Raw genomic sequence first — 25396 nt, 5'->3', positions numbered from 1 at the left:
CTATTCACATCCATTCACATAAAATGTTCTCTTACTTTTTGTATCCAAATTCAACCTATACTCTTTTAGTGTCTCATTTGCTGTTAGAATTTCATATCCTAAATTTTCATATAAAGTTTCTACCGGTTTACTCTTTTGCGTATAAACATATTTTGCATTTATTTCCTTATAACCAAATTTTTTCATGTCATTTTCAACATAATCAAGAATATAATTTTCTATTAAACGTCCCATGACTCTACAACTCATAGTAAACATAATAATATATGCTTGTCCATTTTCTGTTTTAGTAATAACCAATGAAATAATCCCGTTATCTCCAAATTTATCTTTACAATTAAACAAATAAAAGCGATAAGTATCATCATCAAGCATTTCTTTTATTTCCTGTTCGCTATATCGAATCGTAGTCAGGTTAAACTGATTTGTTTTATTAATGAGCTGATTTATTCTCTCTATATGATCTTTTGGATCTTCTATCAATCCAACCTGGCATTCCAGACTTTTTAAATAATCTTCAAAACTTAAGGTCTGTTTTAAAGAATTTCTTGCAACATTCTGTAAATAAATTTCAGTTTTCTTTTTATCTTCTGAAGTTAGATTTAATTTCCAAAAATAATTGATATAGACTTCTTCAATAAATTTTTCATAAGCATCTATTTTAGTCGGAAATTCCGGAACAATGACATCCGGCAGATTTTCCTTTACCATTTCTCTTTCCACCGGATTGTCATCAATAAAAACAATGGAATCCAAGCCAACATTTAATTCATTTGCTATCTCATTAATATTTTGGCTTTTTAGCTCCCAATTTATTTTCTTTAAAACAAAATCATCCCATTTTAATATCATATTCGGATTTTTATCAAATACTTCTTTTGCATCTTCCAAATTGTTCTTTGAAGCGATACATAACACAACACCGGTATCTTTAATTTTGGAAAATTTCTTCTGGGCTTCTTGAAAAATCATACCCATACCACTATCAGAGATTTTGACTCCCAAAGCTCCTTCTTCACCTACGACTCCACCCCAAAGGGTATTGTCTAAATCAAGTATAAGAACTTTTTTATTTTTATTACTATATGCCTTTAGCCACAGTTGAATATTGTCTGCTATATATTGTTGTCCTATATTGGAATGTTTGATTTTACCAAGATACCACGATTTTGTAGAAAAAAATTGTTCCTTTCCAAGTCTGTTGCATAAAGTACGTATGTCAAATTGATAAACATTATTATTCTCTTTCGAAAAACTGTTCAATCTATGATTCCACTCGGATTCAATCTCTGCAATTTCTATTGAATCCTCTATCCCCAGCAAATAATCGCTAGAACAAATGCCATTAGATATCACATAAACTGTATCCTCTGTCATAATTGCTTCTATTTTTTGAAACCAGTTATTAATTACATCAAATGGATTGGTATTTTCTTCTGTCTCTACTGTTATCAAATTTTCTAAATCTATAAGAAAAAAAATAACATTAGGTTGGAAATGGTGTAATGCTGATTGTTTATTATATAAACTCTCAAAAATATTTCCATAACCTTGATTTTGGAATATATTTTGTACTTTACTCAATTTACGTACAATGGGATCTATGTTAATATTTGATAAAACCGCTATTTTCATAAATAACTCCTTTTATGCTAATCTATCTTTCCTTTTGCCTTTGCAGGATTTCCATATGCTAATGTATTTTCTTCTATATCTGATACTACATTAGACCCAAAACCGATAAACGCATTATCACCTATCGTTAATAAGTTTTTAATACTGGATGTTCCTATCCAACAATTTTTTCCAATTTTTGTACTGCCGCCTACACAGGTCTCGGCAACAACAACTGTATTACTTCCTATTTCTACATTATGTGCAATATGACATAAACTATCAATTTTTGAATTAAATCCAATCACAACATTTTGCATCACTCCTCGGTCTATGTTAGTATTGACTCCAACTTCTACATTGTCTTCTAAAATTACACTTCCTAAATGTACCACTCGTTGATATAATCCTTCTTTTGTTTTTAAAAAGCCAAATCCTTCTTCCCCTATGATTGCACCTGACTTTATCAAACAATTTTTTCCTATTACAACATTATCTGCTATCACTACATTATGATAAATTCTCGTATTATCTCCAATGAAAACATTTTTTCCTATTACACAATTATAACCTATGGAAACGTTCTGCCCTATTTTTGCAGTTTCATCTATGATACTATTTACCCCTATTTCTGCTTGTGTTTTACTTGAAAAAAATTCTTCTAAAATATAAAAAAATGCTCGGTGTGGATCTTCTACCTTTATATAATTCTGGCATTCTATCTCGTCTTCAATCTGAGGTAATATAATTAATTTATAATTACCTTTTTCACTTCTTTTGATATACTCTATACTACGAGCCCATGTCATTGTATTTTCCTGATAATAATCCAGGCTGGAATAACCTGTGATTTCCTCTTCTTCATTCCCGTAAAATTGGTATTCTTCTCCTTTTACTTCCAAGAAAATAAGAAGATCTTTCAATTTAATAACACCCTTATTTATCATACTTAAGCATTCCTTTCTATTTCTTAATGCTCCTCACCATTTGAAATGCCTCTGCTGCCGGCAAACCTACTCTGGCACCATGCATACTATCCCATAAGTTTACATATTTTAGAGACCTTGGATGAGGAAATTCTCTAATTTCCGTATTATACGCAAGTATTGCTTCTTCTTTTAAATGACTATACTTTTCAATGGACTCAAAAACATTGGGCAAAAATACTTCTGCCTGAAACGGCCCTGCCCATTCTGAAGAAGAAGGCACTTGATAACAGTATACTTCTTTCACACATTGAGTATGCAGGGGTCTTACTGCTACTAATGTAGATTCATATACCATTTTGTGATCTTTATTGACATCACCGAAATGATGCGTGTAAACAATATCAGGCTGCAATTCTCTTACTGCATTTTCTATAACTCCATTAATTTGAACATGAGGAATCGAATCCAACTTCATATCAGGTAACTCTCCAAAAATCACTTTTTTTACTCCTAACAATTCATTGGCCTTTATAGCTTCTTCCTTTTTCATAGCTATTTTTTCGGTCTCGCCAGGGTATTGCATGGAACACCCTTCGGTAACAATCAATGTATATACCTTATGACCTTGATCTGCTAATTTTGCTATGGTTCCACCCATTCCATAAATTTCATCATCCGGATGTGCTGCTATTACTAATATATTACTCATTTCCTTTAAATTCCTCCATAGTTGCCTGACCTTCCTGTGCAATCCCTTCACGTTTAAAAACTACTCGGAAGGTTTCGATTACAATCTTTAAGTCTAGTATAAAACTACAATGATCTACGTACTTCTTATCCCATTTAAACTTGCTTTCCCAAGTCTGGTTATTTCTTCCTTTGACCCCGGCTAATCCTGTAAGTCCGGGTCTGACATTATGTCTTCGATGCTGCTCTTCATTATACAAGGGAAGATATCTTACCAATAATGGACGAGGGCCTACAAAACTCATTTCACCTTTTATTATATTTATCAACTCAGGTAATTCATCTAAACTGGTAGAACGTAACATCTTGCCAAATTTCGTAAGACGTTCTTCATCTGAAAGCAGATTGCCATGTTCATCTTTTTGGTCAGTCATGGTTCTAAACTTATATAAAACAAATAATTTTTCTTTATAACCCGGTCTTTCCTGTTTAAAAATCACAGGAGTACCAAGTTTAACTCTGACCAGAACCGCAAGCACTATATATACAGGTACTAATAAAATGCCTGCTGGCAGTGCGACAATTAAATCTAAACATCTTTTCACATACTTTTGGTATATACTCTGCTTTTTCATTTTTTTATACCCACAAACCTTTTATAATTTTACAAATTCTTTCTAATTCATCATTCACCATCTTAGTATCACTCGGCAGACAAACTCCGTTTTCAAAGAGCTTTTCTGCAACTGAGCCATGATCAATATAATCATATGCTTCAAAAAATGGCTGCATATGCATTGGTTTCCAAATTGGTCTGGATTCAATATTCTCTGCTTCTAGTGCCAAAATAATATCAATCGGTCTGATTTTCCCTGACAATTGAATACAAGTCAGCCAGCAATTTGAATTCTCCCACTCGTGCACAGGCATAAATGTTAAGCCTTCTAAATCTTTAAGTTCATTTTTGTAGTAATTATATATATATTGTTTCTTTTTGATTCTATCATTTAATACTCTTAATTGACCCCTGCCAATTCCTGCTGCCACATTACTCATACGGTAATTAAATCCAATTTCCTTATGTTCATAATGTCTTGCAGGTTCGCGGCTCTGTGTAGCCCAGAAGCGGATCTTAGCGATTTTTTCTTTCGCATCTTCTCGGTTAGAGACCACCATACCTCCACCGGACGTAGTAATAATTTTGTTTCCATTAAAACTATATACTCCAAAATCACCAAATGTTCCTGTGTGCTTTCCCCTTATCGTCGTTCCTAAACTTTCTGCAGCATCTTCTATTATTGGTACATTATATGCTTTACATATCGAAACAATTTCATCCATATTTGCTGCCAAGCCATATAAATGAACAACTAAAACTGCTTTTACATTTGGAAATTTTTCAAAAGCCTTTTTCAAAGCTTCTGGAGACATATTCCATGTATGCTCATCACTATCTATAAATACCGGTATTGCATTCTGGTATATAATTGGATTTGCTGTTGCAGAAAAAGTCAGGCTTGGACAAAATACAATATCACCTTCCTCAACACCAACAGCTTTTAAAGCCAAGTGGATAGAAGCCGTGCCTGCACTAAGTGCTGCCGCATCTTTGCTGCCAACTATGGACGATAATTCTGTTTCGAACTTATTCACATTCTCTCCTAATGGTGCGATCCAATTGGTATCAAATGCTTCTTGTACAAATTTCTTTTCATATCCTTCCTCACTCATATGAGGAGAAGAAAGAAAGATTCTTTCAACCATTTTTTATTTCCTCTTTTCTGATATTAATCTGCCTTATTCATAACAACACCTATAATAGGTGTGGAAGCATTTTCCAGTTTTCTTTTGCAATCCACTGCCATTTTGTAAGGTACGACATAAGGTTCTAATACCATAATCATACCATCGCATACATCCGCAATCTGTACTGCATCCATAAACTCATACAATTGTGGTGTATCTACGATAATATAATCATAAATCTGTTTCAATTGCGCCATAATATCAACAAATTCGAAACTTGCTAACAAACCTGTGATACTTTCACACTTTCCACCAGCCAAATATTCAAAATGCTCCTCATGCACAATACATTCTTGCAGTTCAACTGACCTTGCAGTCACCTCTGCAATTCCTTTTTGGTTTCCTTTTGCATTCCTAATATCCAAATCTAGATATAGAACTTTTTTGTTATCTTCCGTAATAGAAGAAGCAATTTTTTTTGCAATCGTAGTCTTTCCTTCCAGTAACATGCAACTGGTAATCCCAAATATTTTCATATCTTTTTTGGAATAAATCAGTGCTTTCACTGAATTCACTACTTCTTTATTTTTTCTTGATACTTTTTCTTTGTTTCTAAATATACTCATAATAGTCTGCACTCCATCTTAATAATGAAAACGTCTTTTATATCTAAAAAAACATCTTGATACACCTTGTTTTCTGGTTTCATCCATTATTTCACCTATAACAGGTACTTGCAAATATCTCTCAGTCTCAGTCTTGTTTTTAATACTACTATCAAAAATATATATTAAAACATAAATACCACTCATAAGAACAAATCCTATGAATGCACCTATAACAATATATTTTCCGATATTTGATTCTAAAATTTGCTCTCCTTCAGCCGGACGAATTCCGGTACCAAGTGAAGCCTCTTCTGACGCAGACATTTGTTCATATACATAGGCTTTATCAATTATAGAGATATTATTATTCCCGGTAACTGACTTTAATTTTTCAATACATTTGTCCGTATAAATATCTACAATTTTTTTTGCATCTTTTTTCTTGTAATAATTAAAATCAATGGATATGACCTGATATCCTACACCGTGGTTATATAATCTTAATTTGCTGATAAACTCTTTATATTGCATTTCCAAATCACATGTTTCTATTACTGATTGAACCACATCATTACTGATCATAATACCGGTATAATCCATAGCTACGCCTTCTTGCTCCGGCATGTTTTCCAAATTATTTTTCACGTATATCATAGAACTAGCGGTATATAAATTGCTTTTCGGTTCTTCAATGACCTCTCTTGAAGTCTGTAAAGCCATAAAAGCTGCACCAATCAAACCGGTCCCCAAAATAATCCATGCCAAATTTTTCATTAAATATTTAAATAATTCACTCAAATCAATCTCTCTAATTGGATATTCAAACTTACTCATAATTCCTCCTTATTTTAACATCTTACATACTAACACATAAATTACCATATTTCAACATTTTCCACTATACTCAGGCTCTCTAGCGTAAAGACCTTCCCCACATAATAACCAGAATCCAAAAACCGTTATATACTGGAACGGAACCAACATCATTTCAGAAATTGTACCTAGGAAAAATCCAACAAAAAATAAAAAGCAAAATACGGAAATAGATGTTTTTTCTAAATACATTCTTCTTAACAAAAGAATTCCTAAATATACTGTCAGTAAAAAATATAATATCATTGCAGGAATACCGTAATCATATCCGATTTGAATTAAATTATTATGAGCATGTCCAAATCTAATTCCATCTATTGATTTTATATTCTGTTTCTCATGCCCAAATTTATTCAATTTAGTTGAATAAAGACGATAACAGCCAATTCTGCCACTAGTTATACTATACATTCCAGGAATATTTTGTATTTCCCTAAAAAAATTGGAAAGTATATTCTCTTCCTTTGTTTTCGCTACAAATTGCTCTTTATCCTGGACCAAATTCTGTTCTTCTTTATCTTTGGCATATACAACCGTATTCATTCCAATAAAACTATCTCTTTTTTCAAACGTATCATTTTTAAATTTTATTGGATGATCTACAACTTGAGGCATAATCTGAAAAGCTTTTTGCAGAGTAAAGCAAATGAAAATAAACATTAAAATGCTGCTGCCGGTCAAAATAAATAATCTCTTGCCCATTTCTTTATTTAAACAAAATACTCTTTGAACTACTCTGAAAATAAACCAGATCAAAATCGGTATTAAACAAGCAATTAATGAAGTTCTGGCTTTTGCTATTAATAGCAGATATACGCAAGATGATAAACCTGCCAAAGATAAAAGCAGCTTTTTGTATGAGATACTTCCTTGAAAATATTGATCAATTTCATACAAAAAGATGACTACCACTATAATTAAGAACATGCCCAATTTATTTGGATTATTAAATGGTCCCATATACCGATAAGCAGGATCATAAGTACGAAATAATATTGAAAAAATTAAAGATAAAAAGTAAAACAATTTTATACCGCCAAATATACCCTGCCAGATAAATTCCTTATCCTGGTAATTGTGCATCACAAAAAAGAACATCGTAAATCCGATTAATAAAAGCCAGCCCAAATAAGGTTCTTGCTTTTTGACCAAGAAGTCTGAAAGAATTAAATAAGAACAAAATAGTATCCATAAGATTCCATAACTGAGTCTCCACCTTACAATTTTAAGCTGTGAAGGTAATGATATGAAAATTAAAATCAAAAATAGTACACTTCCATATGCCATCGCATATTTATGATTAATATCATCATGACCGACCACTGAATAGATACAACCTATTAGACTAATAATCGCAACGCATAATATTATGCAGATTTTTTTAACTGTTTTATTTAATTTATTGGATATCGGAATAAATGGCGAAAGTATTATAATATATCCTCTTTGTAAAAGCTCCATTTTTAACTGCCTTTCTACAATCCTGCCTTTAATATTGCATCACAAGTCCTCTTTCGATTATTATGATCAATATAAGGCAGATACTCTTCTCTTAACTTTGCATACTCTTCTTTCTCTTTAAATTCTCTCGTTATCATTTCTTCTATCCTGGCAAGTAAATCTTCTTGCTTATAGGATACATCACCAAATAATTCTGTTTCCAAATCGAAATAACTTCCTTGAGAATAATTATATTCATTAAAATCAAACTGATAAAATAAAGCCGGTTTTCCTTGATAGTAGACATCCCAGATTGCACTTGAATAGTCCGTTATCATCAAGGAACAACGCATAATCAATTCATTCAGAGGTTCCTCACCAAATGGAATTAAATGAATATTTGGATGTGTACTGGAGAATTTACCTATAAAACGTCTTAATTGTGGATGAATATAAAAATTAAGATGAAGATTATTTTGTTCTAATATTGTATAAAGTCGTTCAGAATTTAGTAAGTGCATATATTGCAGAAAATATTCACTCTCTTGAAATTCTTCGTCTGAAACCTCCTCTAAATCTCTTCTCCATGTTGGCATTAGGAGAATTTCACGGCAGGTATCTGATTTATCTTCAATCAAATCCCAGCGTGCCAGGCCTGTTACTGCAACTTCATTTTCGTCATATTCAAATTTATCTAATATAATACCTTTTTCAATAAATGAAGATGTTATAAATAAGTTCGTTCTGCTGTTTCGATTGCTTTTAATCATAAATGGCAACTGCTTGAATGCAATAACTCCGTGCTGTAAAAATACCGAAGGGGTATTATCCAGTCTTCTTCTAATTGAAGTAGCGTTACTGCGTCTGACATAACTATGACTCTTTGTCTCTGATGAGACTAGTAGTTTTGCCCCCTGCAGATAAACCATATGTTTAATACTTAAATAATTTAATACTCTATTTCCATATTGTTTTACATTTTCATATTGCGACGAATTATAGTCAATCACAAAATAAATTTCTTTCTTCATATATTTTTCCATACCATTTTCCATACAGTATTGGAAAAAGTAAAACCCGTTTTCTTGTGCCGCCTCACAATATTTTTCATAAACTAGCATTATATTTTTTTGTTCCATTTTTTTCTTTAAAATTCTAAAAATAACTCTGGCAATTCTTTCTTTCAATCGAAATGCAAATTTGTCATATGGCGCAATCTTTCTGCAATCAAAAGCCAGATTGCTGCTTACTGTTGTGTAAGGGAATAATATATTTTCTTCATCTATTTTATAATGGATTGGTCGGAATAATTTTTGGAATTTTTTATTAATACGTTTGTTTTTTGTGTTTAAAAACAAGTCATAAACAAAACCGTCTTTTTCTACAAGTAGAAATATATCTATGTAATCTGAAGTAAATTCAAATTCTGATAAATCTAATTCTCCTGTAATGTAAGTGACCGTATCTTTTTGCTTCACTTTGCAATTAAATTTAATCCCATTTAAATCGACTGCTTTGGTCAATCTACGTCGTCCTATCATTCCAATCGGTTTCATGCCACAGTCTTCTAATTCAGCATTTATTTTTATCCTTCCACCGGAAATCGTAACTTTCCTAACTTCTCCCTGGACAAACTGTGTGTAAGACTTAAATTTATAATTCACATCAAATAAAAGTGTATTATATCTATTATAATACCCATACATACACCAACAAACCTTTTCAAATTCCCCATCACCGAAATAACCAATCAATGATTCGCTTTTGTTTCGCAGATCTACTTCTTTATCTTTTGATTCCTTTTTCATGGAAAATAGGAAGCTCTCTTTCTTCTTTAATCCTAATATGTCTACCGACCATTTAGAATACTGAGATTTGAAAAATGTTTTTACAAACTTATTTAAGTCAACCGTTATCGTTCCACTAACTACCTGATTAAAGTCAATCGTCTCTGTCCATAAGATATCTCCGTTTTTTTGAGAAAGTAATAATTCTAATTTATCAAAACCGGAAAGTTCATCACCTTCAATTTCAATTGTTATGTTATTATCTTGAATTACTGTATTTTTCAAAAATAATTTTTCTTTTTTTGCTGTTCTGATTTGGGTTTCAAGTTCTTTGTAAAATTTTTTTTGATTCTGATGTCCTAAATCAACTGTTACATTATCCTTTTGTTCCATTTTTCTTTCATCCTTTTCTTATATACAAATTTAGTATGATCACTTCCGCTCCAATTAAGATTATACTTAATAATATGTATCCCAATTTTGTAAAATAAGGTTTCGCTAGTTTATCATAAACTTTAAATGCCAAATCGCCTTTTAATTCCTTTCCATTAAGCAATGCTTGTCCACCTTTTACTATATGGTAACCTTCCCCAAAAGAGCATCCACCTAACCCTAGTGAATTTTTTTTCGTTGCATTATATGAGCAGATTATAATTTTGTATTTCTCTTCTTTTTTGGGCTTTACTGTTTTGAATTTCATCTTTGCGTAGCCTGATTCATCTAAATCAGCTGCTGAAATTATATTTTCTGATAATAAATCGCCATTGTTCTTCAATAGTTCTACTTTATATTGTGCATTTACATTTTTATTTTTATTTACAAATTTAATTTCAATATACCGAAAATCTTTACTGGCATTAAACGTCTGTATAAAAGTATCACCTTTTTTTATACTTCTTATAAGAGGACTTTTGACCATTTTTTGCTTCACACAATAATTATATACCAATTTCTTCGTTTTTGTATATTTTGTGAAATTTATTCCAATTAAAATCACACTAAAAACAATGCCAAACACACCTAATATTACCACTTTCTTTCTAACTGTTTTCGGTACACGTAACACTTTTTTGCTTTTAGCAATAGGTATTTTACAATTTATCTGCTCTTGACCTTTTATTTTATAAACCACCTCTTGACCTAAAATCATAAGTATATGCATAATCAAAATTAGAAATACACTATATCTTGGTCTTACTTCCCAAAAAATATAAAATAGTACTGCACCAAAAATTGAAAGAAACATAATACTGAATATATCAATTTGTTTTTTTAATATCTGATAAAACAGACCGGTTAATAACAACACCATCATTAAACATTGGAAACTCTGACACCAATAAATAAAGACTCTGTTATGTTCCACCATATATTTCAATACCAAAGAGTCATTATTCAACCCCTTAATATACATTTTAAAAGCATGCGTCCCACTGGACCATGTCAAACGAATTTTGTTTTTAACTAAGTGAAATATGCCACCGGGGCCCAATTGTACAACCCTTTTTTTGATTTCTTTTATATTACCTGCTGTTTTTTCTTCCTTAGTACCTAAACTTTGTGTATAGGACCAATCTTCTTCATTCCATCTGCCTTCTCCCTTCACTCCCATCATTACATAATGTGTCCAAGGGAACATCTTAGCCTCTGTATCGAAATGGACATATTGCTTCTGATATACTTTATAACTTGAAATTGCAACTATCATTCCAAATACGATAATAATTGTATACTTTAAAAATTCTTTAAAATTTTCTTTCAAAAATAAATAGATAATTACTGCAAACCCAATGATAAATACAGTGGCTCTTAGTTTTAGCCCCCAACCAACTGTCAGCCCAAGAAGGAAATATAAGAAATATTTTATCAAACTTTTATCTTCTTTTTCTTTGATCAAAACAATAAAGTAAATGATAAGCATAATAAATGGGATGCAGATCGTGTCAGAGTAAAAATACGGAACATAAAAATATAATGCCGGATTAAATATACAGGTCAAAAGAAAAAATATTGCTATGTTTTTTCCTTTTAATTTACACAAAATTAAATATCCAACGAATACAGATAGTGTAATTAGTAAGCCATTAAAAATACCTCCCAAAACTGCAAAATCTTTAATTCCCAGAAAAGAACCTATACGAAACAATTGATATAACACAAGAAGAAATGGAATTTGATGAGAGTAAGAAGAAAAATATCCAGTATTTGTTATTTCTCCGTTCTTCTTCAGCATATTAACAGCTTCTGCATAAACATTAGCCAGATCAGATAATACAATCGGCTTTAAATCCCAAACAATCCATATTTGTATCCCAAAAAGGATTACTAATGAAATAACTGCCAGTAGATTTAAAATCTTATTTGAACAATCTAAAATCTTTTTAAATAGAATGATGAAAGTTATTTCACCAAAAATTACAACCAATCCCAACACGATTACACTATAATGATATTTATTTGACTCATACGAATGAAAAAAAGAACAAGCTGTAATATAAGCTATTATGACTGCTAATATACACATCACAACATGATAGCCTTTTAATTTAAACCCTGTCATATGTTCTCCCTTATCCAGAAACTATAAAACCTTTCTTTTAAGATATTCATAGATTCTTTTGCTATTGTAATTATCCCGATAAGCAAAAAAACTATCTCTCATTTCTCTATACTTATCTTTCTCTTTAAAATTATTCTCTATATAATCATTTAAAACTTGAATCAATTCATCAGCTTTTGTAACACGCTCTCCAAAAAGTTCTTTTGTCATGTCCATATAACTTCCATGAGTTATTTCATACTTCTCATAATCAAACTGGTAAAACACAACTGGTTTTTCTAAATAATAAACATCCCAGGCAACACTAGAATAATCTGTTATTAAAAGAGAACATTTCATCATTAATTCATTTAATGGCTCTTGTCCAAACGGAATTAATGTTACATTTGGATTATTCACTTTGAAATTCTCCATATAGTCTCTAAACTTGGGATGTATATAAAATACGAGACGAATCTTATTCTTTTTTAAAGAATTCATTAATTTTTGATTATTTAATAAATCCGTATAGTTTTTAAAATAATCACTTTGTACAAATACTTCATCTTCTACTTCTTCTATCCACGAGCGCCATGTAGGCATAAGTAAAATTTGTTTATCATTTGGATTTGCTTTATTTTCCAGAACATCCCATCTGGCAAAACCGGTAACCGGTATATTCTCAGGGTCATAGTCAAAATTGTTATGAATAATATTTTTTTCATACTCAGAAGTTGCTATAAAATATGTCATAGGGCTGGAACCATTTTTACCAAATAACGGATGGACCCGTTTAAAAGCCGTTACCCCATGCTGCAAAAAAGCAATCTTAGTATTACGAACGGTAGATTTTAAGAAACTAAATTTTGACCTCCATGCATAACCATGATTTTTTGTATCTGATGATATAAACAATTTTGCAGCTTTATAATATAAACAATGTTTAAAACTCATAAATGGAAGAACCTGTTTTCCATATTGTTTGACATTCTCGTAATCAGGTGCTTCTTTATCTATAACATAAAAAATATTTTTCTTTTCTTTTTCAGGAAGCTGCTCCATACAATATTGAAAAAAATAATACCCATTATCCTGAGCCATAACACTGAACTTTTCAAATACGAGCCAAATATTTCTTCTTTTCCAATAAGGTTTTAATAAGTAATAAATAAAAAGTACCATTCCTTCTTTTATCCTAGTATTCCAACCATCGTACTTGCTCTTTTCCCGATAGTGTAAAACAAGACCACCGTCTCTTGCAAAGTAAGGAAAAACTACATGACCATCTTCCGTATAATATGATGTATCAAATAAAAAGAATTTCAAACGAAGTTTCTTTTCTTTATGCTTTATTTTTATTTCATGGCGAACCCCATCTTTTTCTATTAAAATATAAGCATCCCAATAAAGTTGTACAAATTTAATTTGACTTAAATCGATGGAGGCAGACAATTTAATCTTATCCTCCCCTTGCTCATTTACTGTATAATCCATAGATTCAATTTGTTTCTCTACTTTACTACGATATCTTAAATAAACATCTTTTATTTGAAAACCACATAATTCCAAATCTGCTTCCAAAGTAAGGTGACTTCCCTTTATTTTTAATTTCTTCAATCGTGCAGCTAACTTCTCTCTCATTGCTTCCATTCTATCAACAATGCTTAATTTCAAATCACCATTTGGATAATCATAATAAGGCATTATCACTTTGGAGTTTTCTTCTTCATCTAACAATATGGCTTCTCCATAAAATGCTGTTTTATTATATTTATCTGATTTTTGAATTGGATTATTTTTAATAAAGTTAATATTCTTTAAGTATATTATTTCAGGATTTTTATCTTGTTGCTGTACTTGAAGACAGATTAACATCCTAATATTATGTTTAAAATCTTCTGATAGATCTATATCATTTAAATTCAAAACTATTAATCCGGATTCCCTCTCACCTTTCGTAAGCTGACGACTCCAGAGCATATCATTATTTGAAACGCAAAAGCCAACTCGGACCTGTGTAAGATTTTCCTGTATTGGTTCTGTCATTGTAATATGCAATTGATTCTCTTTGACATCAGTAGATACAATCTCAATCCAATCTTCACTGGGGTTTGAATTAACATTTGTTTCCTTTTTTAGCATTTTTTCACTCCTTATTACATTTGTTTTGGATAATTGGGGTCGACTTTTAAATTTGGTAGACACCGCTTAATTCCTCTGATCCGTAAATCGTTTATTACTTTTCGATTCTTCATTTTTCTAGCAACAAGCTCCAAATAAGTATTTACAATATTTCGATAAATAACGATATAGGTAAATTTATCATTATACTCTTCATACATCCATTGATTCAGCTCATCATGAAACCACTTTCTTTCCAGCACTACAACACTTTCTTCTTCTGCTGCTTTTTTTGCAAGATCATCTAACTGCTCTTTCGATTGAATGCCATTTGGATATAGAATTTTTCTATTTTTTTCTCTATTATAAGAATAGTCTTCTATACTAATATCTGATCTATCTTCACCAAAAACAATATCTAATAAAATTTCTGATGCATCCAAAGTATCATACTGTACAAATTTTTCATAATAATCATCTGAAGCTGATTCTGAATGAATCACTTGTTCTGAAACCAAAAGCTGCGCCAATTCTTCTAATTCGTAGACTTTGGTAAAAGGAAGAGATTTCGCCTCAAAGTAAGTTCCTCTGTCTGCCATATATTGTTCATAATCATACATAAATAAGATGATAGGTTTTCTGGTTATGGAAAAATCAAAAAATACACTGGAATAATCTGTTATTAACGAATCTACTGCATTTAAGAATTCGTAATTATCTACATTTGATGGAAATGGGAAAATATGTTGATACGTTGAAATACTTACATTCTGTCTTACGATAGGATGTAAATTTACATATAATATCTGATTGTCCTTTAATTGTTTATCCAAAACATCCAATATCTTTTTTACATCTTCTTCATAGGATGTTGTTGCAATATCTTTGTTGTTTTTTCCTCTCCAAGTAGGCATATAAGCATATACCGTTTTCTCTTCTAAACCGAGTTTCTTTCTTACCTGTCTTCCTCTTTCCTTATCAAGGAAAATACTGTTCCGAGGATAGCCACATAAAATAACTTTACCGGTATATAAATCTGTTAAGTTATAATCTGTCATCATAGCATCTTTGGTAAATTCGTTAGGGAACATTAAATAATCTGCCTGCAGAAAATTATGTTGTACATTGTACATAGACTCAATCCCACGTTTCATATTTTTGCCTAACGTTTTCAGGGGTGTTCCATGCCAGGTCTGCAAATAGATTTGTTGATCCTTCTTAATGAAATAAGAAGGAAAAGAACTGTTATTTATAAGATATTTGCAGGTAGCCATAGCTTTCTGATACCTGCGCGAATTTATTTTAACTAATTTTATATCGAGATTATTCTTTTTAATAAAGTCTTTGTGCACTTTGTAATCACTGGTACTATAATAAATGTCAAAACTGCCTCGTTCCATTAATTCTTTTAACATATAAAAAGGAGAATCAGATATAGTTCTCCCATGAAAGGATTCAAACAAAACTTGATTCTCTCTTACTTTTCCGTGTTTATAATACCATGCATAAATGTATTTAGCATGGTATTTTTTTTGAAATAATTTTTCACAATATCGTTTTATCTTTTTTAAAACCTCTGTAATATGACTCACGTCAATTCAACTCCTTGTAAGAATTTCTTCTTTAAATCTAACTCATAAATTCCTCATATGCAGCTAATACCTCTGCCGGTTCTCCCTGCATTTTTAATTCTCCTTCATGAAGCCAAAGAAGACTGGTACACAGTTCTTTTAATGTATCTGCCGAATGAGATACGATCAACACAGTTCTATTGCTATCAGAAATTAATTCTTTCATTTTTTTATAACTTTTCTTTTTAAATTTGGCATCTCCTACGCTTAATACTTCATCTATCAGCATTATGTCTGATTCTAATATTGCAGTAATTGCAAATGCCAACTTCGAATACATACCGCTTGAATACGTTTTTACCGGTAAATCTATAAACTTTCCTATCTCAGCAAATGCAATGATCTCCTGCATCTTCTCCTTTACCTGCTGTTCACTGAATCCTAAAAGCATTCCGGATAACATGATATTTTCTCTGCCTGTCAGCTTTTTTTGAAAACCAACGCCAATAGACAATAAAGATACTGATTCACTTTCTAACTCTATTGTTCCTGAATCCGCAGAAAAAATTCCAGCAATCGCACGAAGCATCGTAGATTTTCCACTCCCATTCTTACCGATTATTCCCATGATTTCACCACGTTTCACATTAAACGAAACATTTTTGACTGCTTCATGAACTTCTACTTTGCTCTTTTTTAATTGTAACAAACTTTTCTTTATCGAAAACGATTGTATACATTTATAACTGATACATAAATCTTTTACTTGAATTGCATAATTATTATCCATCTTATATCACCTTAACATAACTATTTTCATATTTATAAATAGTACGGATCCCCAATGCAGAAAAGGCCAGCCCTACTATAAACCATGCTAAAACTATCTTAATGTCCATTCCTTTATTATATAACAAAACATTTCTACATTCCTGAATCAAACAGGCACTTGGGTTTAATTTTAATAATAAATAGCTCAAAAGCGGCTCAAGCTTAAGCTTGCTTTCCAGGGAATAAAAAATTCCTGACAGATAAAATACCAAACGTAATAAAATCTGAATCACATTCTTTAAATCTTCAATAAAGACACCCAAGTGAGCAACTATCGTAGATATTGCAAAAGTTATTAAAAATAATGTAAGTAAAATTGGTATGAAATATAGATAATTCCAAGTTACAGGTACTCGATAGACTATCATCATAATAACTACCAGTGAAAAAGAAATAAACATTTTAAACGCATATTGCATCAGAGTACTTAAAATCAACATATATTTTGGAATGTATACTTTTGATACGATCGCACTATTCGCTGATACAATTTTTACACTATCTGTAATTGTTTTATTAAAGAAATTCCAAATACTCAAACCGATAAATACAAAAACCTCAAAATAATTAAGTTTACTGGAACCAATCACTTTTGCAATGAAAACATAAATCATCATGAACATTAACGGATCAAGAATCCACCACAACCAGCTTAAACGTGAACTTGCAACTTCGGACTTTAAACCTGATTTCGCAGAATACTTCGTATAAGCCCAATATTTTTTCACATCATTTAAAAATCGTTTCATAATCTCCTCCGGATATTACTTATTATTTAAATCATTTTTTATTTGAGTCGTTGAAATTTCCGGAGTTCTTGAAAGATAAACAACTTCACATGAACTTTTTAGGAAATCAAACTTTCCTTCCCAGTCATCTCCCATGACAAACGTATCGATATGATACTCTTTGACATCTGATATTTTTTGTTCCCAATTTTCTTCCGGAATCACCAAATCCACATAGCGTATTGCTTCCAGGAGACGCTTTCTTTCCTCAAATGTAAAATAACACTTCTTTTGCTTCATATTCCAATTAAATTCATCGGTAGAAAGTGCAACTACCAGATAGTCACCCAATTGTTTTGCTCTCTGCAGCAAATTTATATGACCATAATGCAGCAAATCAAAAGTTCCGTAAGTAATTACTCTCTTCATAAACTTCCCCTTACCTTTCATCAATATGAGACTGATCCTGCTCAAGCAGCTTATCCAGTTGAGCCTTGTCCAAACCTTCTGTGCTCTCTTCCATAAATAATACCTTAAACGTCATGAATATAATTTTTATATCTGTAAATATAGAGTAATTTTCTATATACATCAAATCCATCTTCAGCTTGTCATAAGCAGTCGTATTGTATTTCCCATATACTTGTGCATATCCGGTCAAGCCGCCTTTAACTTTCAGACGATATGAAAACTCAGGAATACTTTTTTGATATTTTTCTATGATTTCAGGACGCTCAGGGCGAGGTCCCACTAAACTCATATCACCATTTAAAATGTTCCACAATTGAGGAAGTTCATCAATTCTGGTAGCCCGAATAAACTTCCCTACAGGTGTGATTCTTGAATCATTCTTGACCGCCAGCTTTGCAACACCGTCCTTTTCAGCATCTACTATCATACTTCTGAATTTGTATACAAAAAAATGTTTACGATTCAAAGTTACACGCACTTGCTTAAACAAAACAGGACCACCGTCATATAGCTTTATCACTATCGCTGTCACCAACATAATCGGAGATGTAAGTATTAAAATCAAAGATGATACTATAATATCAATTAAACGTTTTATAATTTTCTGTTCGAACGTCAAGCCAGTATTTCTTGATAACAATAGTGGTGTATCAAATAAATGCAAAGATTCTGAATTTTTTAAAATTATATCAGATATCTTTGGTGTTGTATAAGTACGAATGGAATACTGATAACAATATTTCAGTATTCGATTTCTCATTTTTGCATGTATGTCACATAAAATGACACCTTCATAATCAAGAATTAATTCTTCAATTTTATCAAGGCCTACATCTAAATTAACCTGCTCATTAATGATATATTTATCTTTTCTAACAAACATTTTTTGAAGTAATGGTCCCGGCGGATGATCTTCAAATATTAAAAGCATCTTTCGAGGAGGAAAAATTTTATAAAACAGCATATCAAATAACTGAGTACCCAAGACTATTAAAACCACATCAATTACCAAAATAAAGGACATGATAACAGCCAGTTCTCCTATTTGTTTCAACCTGCCCGATAGTAATACGATCTGAATCAGCACAACAATATTGATACAAATGCTTGACAGAATTTGAGAAAAGATAATATTGGTTTTTTTCAAATAACCAATCTTCAACCCGCCAAAAGCCGCGAAAAATATAATCAGCAGGATAATATAAACCGCTATCATCAGCCAATTTCCTTTTTCAATAAAGGGCTTTCGAATTTGAGGATTAAAATATTTATACCATACATAGGCAAAAACAATAGTCTCACATGAAATCATCCATAGAGCAGCTATAAATCTCAGTATTCTTTTATATTGTTCATAATCTTTTCTTTCCATGTTTCTCACAGTCCTTATTTATTGCAAATACTTAACTTTCTAACATTGCACTTCGAACTATTATACTACAATTATTTTACAAATTAAAGAAAAAATAATATTTTTGTCTATTTTATTCTTTCATAAATTATATTTAAAGATGTTTCTGTAGCTTTTCCATAATTCTCAACATATTTATTTTTAAAGTTTCTTGTACTTTCTAAAGCTTCTTTTGATGGCATGTTTTTCACTAATTTTAACAATTGTTCTTCTGTTATGGAGCCTCCTGGCAATTCCTTCCTGATATCAAAATACAAACCACGTTTTTTTGTGTACTCTTTGTAATCATAAGCATAACAAAGCATAGGCTGTCCTAATATAGCATAATCAAAGAAAATGCTTGAATAATCTGAAATTAATATGTCTGATGCAATCATTAAGTCATTTAGGAAAGGATATGCTGAAACATCATAAACAAACCCATTTACCCCCTCTAAGTCCATACTTTGTAATGCTTCATAATGAACTCGGAGTAATATTACCCATTCTTCCTCTAATTCCTTTTTCCAATCAGCAAAACATACTGGTGCCTTAAATACACACTTTAAAGCCTCATTTTTCTCATATTCTCGAAACGTGGGTGCATACAAGATCACTTTTTTTCCATTAGGAATTCCCAACTTAGCTTTCATTTCCCTTTTTTGCTCTTCCGTCACATATGCCAATACATCATTTCTTGGAAGCCCGCATTTTACACACTTTTTTAAATCAATTTCAAAAACTCTTGAAAATATTTCTGCTTCATATTGACTCTGACAAGTAAGCACATCCATATTCCATGTATTTTTGCTTCGGAAAGAAGTATTATCCTCTCCAATATCGGTTCCCATTTTCTTTATTGGGGTTCCATGCCAGGTATTATAAAAAAAAGTGTGTTTCCCTGTAAAACCAAGCCCTCGCTCAATAGAAGAATTGGTAATCCAGCAACGAGCTTTTAATGCGGTTACAAAGTATTTTAAAGTATCTGCCTTTATCATTCTTCCCTTTGGAACAGAAAATTTTTCAGGATTCTGAAAAGCCCAGACCAAATCGTATTTTTCAAATCGTTTATCCTGTAACATGCCTTCATATATGGCCCTAGGGCTATCATCAAACTTTTTTCCTCCGAACGAAACAAACAGAATAAGATTTTCTTCTGTCCTGATAAATTTTTTTAGTATGTTCAAAAAAAAGCTTCCTGCATAATAATAGATACGATAAATCGGTTTACAATATTTTACAATTGACATTAGATACTTTTTCATGTTAATGACAGCTCCTTATTATATATCTCTTTCATACGCTTCTTAACATTTTGAATGTCATATTTAACCACCTGATCCTGATTATATTCACCCATTTTTCTTCTAAGCTTTTCATCATTCACTAATATTTCTATCGCATGTCTAAACCCCTTTACATCGGTAGGCGCAAGTGTATACCCGCCCTTTTCATTTTCAATTAGATCCTGATTGCCACGAACTTTCGAAGTAACAACAGAAAGACCTTTTGCCATAGCTTCCATCAACGCAACAGACAAACCTTCTTGAAACGACGGAAATGCAAAGATATCACACACTTCATATATTTTTGCAACATCTTGCCGATATCCCAGAAAACGGACCTGTTTTTCTAAATTTAATTCAATCACTAAATGCTTCAACTTTTCTTCTAAGTCACCATGACCGCAAATTAGATACGTAATTCTTTTATCATTTAATCCTTTTAAAGCTTTAATAATAGTCGCATGATTTTTTCTAGGTATTAATTCACCTACTGATAAAATACAAACCGAATCTTTTAAAATACCAAGTTCTTTTCTAAATTCATTTTTATCCGAAATTTCTTTTTTCATAAGTTTAGTCGAATCAATTCCAACTCCAGGCACATATTCTATCCGCCTTGCATGGAAATTCTGTGCCCTTTGATAATCTTCTTGATTTATCGTAATCTGAACATCAGTAAAATATGATAATACCCTTTCTACAGGATAGTAAATCATCCAATTTAAAAAGGAAGCACCTTTGAAAAAATGAAATCCATGAGCTGTATAAATTATCTTTGTACCGGATTTTCTTGCTGCCCTTCCTGCCAGTCTGGCCATTGCGCCTCCCATTGGCGTATGACAATGAATTAAATCAAATTTTTCTTCACAAATCAGATTGCACAGACTTTTATAAACTTTAATATTTTTTATACTGAATGGAGAGCGTACAAAGTCTATTTGATGCCGTATAATCCCGGTATTATCTAAACGTGAATTATCCGTTCCATAAGAAACCATATTATAATTGGTCGCATAATGGATTTCAAATCCTTTTGATTGAAGATATTTCACATTATTCATTTCAAATTGTGGAATAAAACCACTTACTGTGGTTACTAACAATACCTTTTTCATTTATATCCCTACTTTACTTACAATCTTTTCTTATCTAATATATACTTTAATATTTTCTTGCTTGTATCCGGTCCGTCTAAATAATTATACGTCTCACGGAATGCCTGATAGCGTTCATCGTATACAAATTTATTTTCAAGTCGTTTTATTTCATGATATAGTTCTTCTTCCGTTTTGACAATATCCCCCGGAAGATTTTCGATATTTAAATAGAAATCTCTCACACTATTCTTATATTCTTCAAAGTCATACATAAAGAAGATAATCGGTCTTTTCAAATTTGCATAATCAAAAAACACACTAGAATAATCTGTAATTAATAAATCACTTATGATATAAAGTTCATTTATGTCATCAAATTCTGAAACATCATAAACAAAACCTTTATATTGGGAAAAATCAAATAGACTAGTCACAAAATAATGAGTTCGAAACAAAATAACATAATCTTCATTAAACATCTCATACATTCGCTCAATATCAAAGCCTAATTGAAATTTGCATCCCATATCTTTTGTATGTTGGTTATCTCGGAATGTCGGAGCATATAAGATTACTTTCTTTTCTTTCGGTATCTGCAACTTTTCTCTTATATTTTGAACTTGATCATTTTGAAATTTAAACAAAAAATCATTTCTTGGATAACCTAATTCTATTATCTTCTTTTTATCTTTTCTTAAATCAAAAGCAGAACTGATTTTCTCCGTATAAAAAGAAGAAGGAGACAAAAAATATGATACTCTTCTTCCCTCTTCTCTATAATCTTCTTTCATCTCTTTTAAAGACATGATATTATTTCCTTCCACCATAATATCACATCCTAATCTTTTCAACGGTGTACCGTGCCATGTCTGAATATAAACTTGATTTTTCTTTGGTAGTAGACATTTTCTAGTTCTTGAATTTACTACCCAGTATTTAGCTTTTGCAAATGCCTGATAATAATCCCTGCTTCCAAATTTAATCACTTTTGTATTGGGGTTATTTTCTAAAAATAAGTAATTTTCCGGTTCACGAAAAATCCATAAGAAAGAAAAGCCTTCATATTCTTTGTTACGTATCATTTCTTCATAGATTGCTTTTGGACTACAAGCATATTTCCTACCTTGAAATGCTTCAAAGATAAAGGTCTTTTCATCAGTCTTCGTACTTAAACATGCTGTTTGATAACGGAACTTCCACCAATTGCGTATCATGAATTTAGAAAATTTACGTATTTGTTTGTTTTGATTAACAACTTTATAGAGTTGTGTCTTTATATATGACATAAGAATTCGTACACCCCAGCTTTTCGTATTTATATTCTAAAAATTCTGCATCATATTCCCATTGAATAGGAACAACAAGATACTTGTATTTTCCTTTTCTTACCTTTTTAATTAATACTTTTAAATCAGGAGGAGTATCTGCATTCAATTGTTCGTAAATTGTTAAAGTGCTTTTCGATGCACTTCCTCTTGCTGCATTACGACCATAAGCCTGAATAATCTCTCCTGTGTACTGCCTTAAATAACCTGATATTGGAAGAGGTGCTGCCATTTTAGGATTTTTATCATCTTCTAAAATAATATCTGCTACTTCGACAACCTCATTTGGTATTTTATATAAATTTTTTGGATACGAAAATAATTCTGTATTAAGTGTAATTCTTCCACACAATATTATAATAGCGATAATAGCAAGCTGCGTGAGTACTTTCTTATACTGTTTTTCCTGCAAGTTAACTGTTTGAGTACTTGCATATGCTATAACCGCAATAAATGGCAAAGTCCAAAACACTCTCCAATACACATCCCATCCTACTAAATAACCTCCGATTATTTGTGCTGATATTGGATTAAATATAATAAATAGCAGAAATAAAGAAGGATATACGAAGTAGTATCTCGCCTCTTTTTCTTCTTTTTTTAATGCAATATATAATAATGCAACAAAGAACAAAGAAAAGTACATACCGGTACCACAAAATGATTGATACACACTTTTCACCAATCTCAATACTTCTATCATGAGTAGTCTCCTTACTTAATCAATAAATACAATATCCCACATATTACACACGGAATACAACATACTATTGTTTTCACTAACGTAATAAACTTCTTATTAAAAACCGCATAGAATAAAACAAAACTTCCTAATACAACCGGTGCTAATACTACGCCCATAGAAGATACTAAGGTTGCCGCTACCATCGTGTTAAATATCAAAAACCATTCCATTAAACTTTCTTTTTGCTTCACAATTCTTATAAACAAACAGAGTAAAAGTGGCAAAATAACATTGGCTAAAACCGCTTTTCCCTGCCATATTCTAACTAATAGAAATGTAGATGTTGTGTAAACCGATTGATAACCAAATAAATTCAAAGCACAAACAAATAACATAAATATGCCTATTTTTGACCAATCATTTTTCCATATTTCTTTTCCTATCAGAAAAAACACGCAATAAGTAAAACCAATTAAAATCATCGGTAAAAAAGTATGAGCCAAAATGGTTGGATGCATCTGCGATAATTTTGCGACTGATGCGATGAAAATCGGGAATGGTGCCAGCATATGTCTGGCTGGATACCCCCCAAATTCTTTTCCTGTATTATGACTATACTTATACATAGTATCTGTAGACCATGTAGTAACTGCTGTTCCAATATAAGTAGCATCATCATCATCTATATGTTGGAAATATCCAACGAATCCCATTTGCATTAAAATTAATCCTATTGCAATGATAATCCTAAAATCCATCTTTTTCATCTGTCTGATCGTTTCATGAAATATAGATACGAATTGGCCATTTATAATCCCTACTAAAACAGATATGCCTGATAATGCAGAAACTGCAATTCCCCAGGCATATGCTAATACATGAAATTTCCAATGTAAAAAGATGATAGGAAGTGCTATTATTTGAAACATCATAAGCATTCCTATTAACCCACTGACATAAGCTAATAAGATACTTTCTTTATCACTTTTCAAAAACCTGATAACCAATGTTCCAATTAAAACCGGACAAATGACTAATAATAAAAGTAGTATTAAAATACTGATTCCCATATCTTTCTCTCTATCTTTTCAAAATTTATTTAGTCTGATTTCTTTTCTTTCGATATTCTTTGAAACTATCCCATTTCTGATCCTTATCTGAGATAATTAACTCCATATCTTCTGGAATTGGCCATTCTATACCAATTGTCTCATCATCCCATGAAAGGCCACCTTCATCGTTCGGACGATAAAAATCTGTACACTTATATGCAAATTCAGCAGTATCAGACAATACTACAAATCCATGTGCAAAATTCTTTGGGATAAAAAATTGCTTTTTATTTTCCGCTGATAATATGACTCCATACCATTGTCCAAACGTTTTTGAACCTTCTCTTAAATCAACTGCCACGTCAAAAACTTCTCCTTTGATTACACGGACTAATTTGTCCTGTGGAAAATTGATTTGAAAATGAAGTCCACGTAGTACTCCTTTTTTAGACATTGACTGGTTATCCTGTACGAATTCCATATCAATTCCGGCTTCTTTATAATCTTTATAATTATATGTTTCCATAAAATACCCACGTTCATCTCCGTACACTTGAGGCTCAATCACCTTAAGGCCTTCAATATCACATGTTGTTACTTTAATCTGTCCCATATT

22 protein-coding genes are annotated in these 25396 nt (G+C 31.5%); all 22 read right to left on the bottom strand.

Annotation, left to right across the window (positions count from 1 at the left end; genetic code table 11):
* The 22 genes from DWV06_RS16400 to rfbC all read right to left on the bottom strand — a co-directional run bounded on the left by DWV06_RS16400 (window position 1) and on the right by rfbC (window position 25393).
* Window positions 1-1635 (bottom strand): HAD-IIIC family phosphatase, encoded by a 1635-nt coding sequence (locus DWV06_RS16400; protein ID WP_115483282.1) that lies wholly within the window; start codon window positions 1633-1635, stop codon window positions 1-3.
* A gap of 17 nt (window positions 1636-1652) precedes the next feature.
* Window positions 1653-2561 carry a UDP-3-O-(3-hydroxymyristoyl)glucosamine N-acyltransferase gene (locus DWV06_RS16395; protein ID WP_115483280.1) on the bottom strand — a complete coding sequence of 303 codons (909 nt, stop codon included), beginning with the start codon at window positions 2559-2561 and terminating at the stop codon, window positions 1653-1655.
* Window positions 2562-2577: 16 nt separating this feature from the next.
* On the bottom strand, window positions 2578-3252 hold the full coding sequence (locus DWV06_RS16390; protein ID WP_115483279.1) for a PIG-L deacetylase family protein: 675 nt from the start codon (window positions 3250-3252) through the stop codon (window positions 2578-2580).
* Window positions 3245-3865 carry a sugar transferase gene (locus tag DWV06_RS16385; RefSeq protein ID WP_115483277.1) on the bottom strand — a complete coding sequence of 207 codons (621 nt, stop codon included), beginning with the start codon at window positions 3863-3865 and terminating at the stop codon, window positions 3245-3247. Before DWV06_RS16385 ends, DWV06_RS16390 begins: the two co-directional genes overlap by 8 nt.
* Window positions 3866-3869: 4 nt before the next feature.
* Window positions 3870-4994: a DegT/DnrJ/EryC1/StrS family aminotransferase gene (locus DWV06_RS16380; protein ID WP_115483276.1), complete on the bottom strand. Its 1125-nt coding sequence runs from the start codon at window positions 4992-4994 to the stop codon at window positions 3870-3872.
* 23 nt (window positions 4995-5017) lie between these two features.
* Window positions 5018-5602, bottom strand: coding sequence for a CpsD/CapB family tyrosine-protein kinase (locus tag DWV06_RS16375; protein WP_115483275.1), 585 nt, complete (start codon window positions 5600-5602; stop codon window positions 5018-5020).
* An 18-nt stretch (window positions 5603-5620) separates the two neighbouring features.
* A complete protein-coding gene (locus DWV06_RS16370) occupies window positions 5621-6418 on the bottom strand; it encodes a Wzz/FepE/Etk N-terminal domain-containing protein (protein WP_115483274.1) in 798 nt (265 codons plus the stop codon).
* Window positions 6419-6469: 51 nt separating this feature from the next.
* On the bottom strand, window positions 6470-7918 hold the full coding sequence (locus DWV06_RS16365) for an O-antigen ligase family protein (protein ID WP_115483273.1): 1449 nt from the start codon (window positions 7916-7918) through the stop codon (window positions 6470-6472).
* A 14-nt stretch (window positions 7919-7932) separates the two neighbouring features.
* The gene (locus DWV06_RS16360) at window positions 7933-10077 is read right to left on the bottom strand and encodes a CDP-glycerol glycerophosphotransferase family protein (RefSeq protein WP_115483271.1); all 2145 of its coding nucleotides are present in this window, start codon (window positions 10075-10077) and stop codon (window positions 7933-7935) included.
* Between the two features lie 7 nt (window positions 10078-10084).
* Window positions 10085-12244 (bottom strand): glycosyltransferase family 39 protein, encoded by a 2160-nt coding sequence (locus DWV06_RS16355; RefSeq protein WP_115483270.1) that lies wholly within the window; start codon window positions 12242-12244, stop codon window positions 10085-10087.
* 21 nt (window positions 12245-12265) lie between these two features.
* Complete coding sequence (locus DWV06_RS16350; RefSeq protein WP_115483269.1) at window positions 12266-14365, bottom strand: CDP-glycerol glycerophosphotransferase family protein; 2100 nt, start codon at window positions 14363-14365, stop codon at window positions 12266-12268.
* 14 nt (window positions 14366-14379) lie between these two features.
* Window positions 14380-15936, bottom strand: coding sequence for a CDP-glycerol glycerophosphotransferase family protein (locus tag DWV06_RS16345; RefSeq protein ID WP_162300665.1), 1557 nt, complete (start codon window positions 15934-15936; stop codon window positions 14380-14382).
* Between the two features lie 37 nt (window positions 15937-15973).
* Window positions 15974-16705 (bottom strand): ABC transporter ATP-binding protein, encoded by a 732-nt coding sequence (locus DWV06_RS16340; protein WP_115483265.1) that lies wholly within the window; start codon window positions 16703-16705, stop codon window positions 15974-15976.
* A gap of 1 nt (window position 16706) precedes the next feature.
* Complete coding sequence (locus DWV06_RS16335; RefSeq protein WP_115483264.1) at window positions 16707-17495, bottom strand: ABC transporter permease; 789 nt, start codon at window positions 17493-17495, stop codon at window positions 16707-16709.
* Between the two features lie 15 nt (window positions 17496-17510).
* Window positions 17511-17903 (bottom strand): glycerol-3-phosphate cytidylyltransferase, encoded by a 393-nt coding sequence (tagD, locus tag DWV06_RS16330; protein ID WP_115483476.1) that lies wholly within the window; start codon window positions 17901-17903, stop codon window positions 17511-17513.
* 10 nt (window positions 17904-17913) lie between these two features.
* Window positions 17914-19317, bottom strand: coding sequence for a sugar transferase (locus DWV06_RS16325; RefSeq protein ID WP_115483262.1), 1404 nt, complete (start codon window positions 19315-19317; stop codon window positions 17914-17916).
* Window positions 19318-19424: 107 nt separating this feature from the next.
* Entirely contained in the window at window positions 19425-20600 is a 1176-nt protein-coding gene (locus DWV06_RS16320; RefSeq protein ID WP_115483261.1) for a CDP-glycerol glycerophosphotransferase family protein, read from the bottom strand.
* The gene (locus DWV06_RS16315; RefSeq protein WP_115483260.1) at window positions 20597-21736 is read right to left on the bottom strand and encodes a glycosyltransferase family 4 protein; all 1140 of its coding nucleotides are present in this window, start codon (window positions 21734-21736) and stop codon (window positions 20597-20599) included. The genes DWV06_RS16320 and DWV06_RS16315 overlap by 4 nt, the downstream gene beginning before the upstream one ends.
* 17 nt (window positions 21737-21753) lie before the next feature.
* Window positions 21754-23004, bottom strand: a complete 1251-nt coding sequence (locus DWV06_RS16310; protein WP_115483258.1) for a CDP-glycerol glycerophosphotransferase family protein — start codon at window positions 23002-23004, stop codon at window positions 21754-21756.
* Window positions 22976-23746: a hypothetical protein gene (locus DWV06_RS16305; RefSeq protein WP_115483257.1), complete on the bottom strand. Its 771-nt coding sequence runs from the start codon at window positions 23744-23746 to the stop codon at window positions 22976-22978. The genes DWV06_RS16310 and DWV06_RS16305 overlap by 29 nt, the downstream gene beginning before the upstream one ends.
* 11 nt (window positions 23747-23757) lie before the next feature.
* Window positions 23758-24798, bottom strand: a complete 1041-nt coding sequence (locus DWV06_RS16300; RefSeq protein WP_115483255.1) for a DUF6077 domain-containing protein — start codon at window positions 24796-24798, stop codon at window positions 23758-23760.
* Window positions 24799-24823: 25 nt separating this feature from the next.
* Window positions 24824-25393 carry a dTDP-4-dehydrorhamnose 3,5-epimerase gene (rfbC, locus tag DWV06_RS16295; RefSeq protein ID WP_115483253.1) on the bottom strand — a complete coding sequence of 190 codons (570 nt, stop codon included), beginning with the start codon at window positions 25391-25393 and terminating at the stop codon, window positions 24824-24826.
* Window positions 25394-25396 lie beyond the last annotated feature (3 nt).

Source organism: Anaerosacchariphilus polymeriproducens (genome assembly GCF_003363435.1).
Taxonomy (GTDB): domain Bacteria; phylum Bacillota; class Clostridia; order Lachnospirales; family Lachnospiraceae; genus Anaerosacchariphilus; species Anaerosacchariphilus polymeriproducens.
Note: the sequence above shows the minus strand (reverse complement) of the source record. Positions and strands in the feature narration are given on the sequence as shown.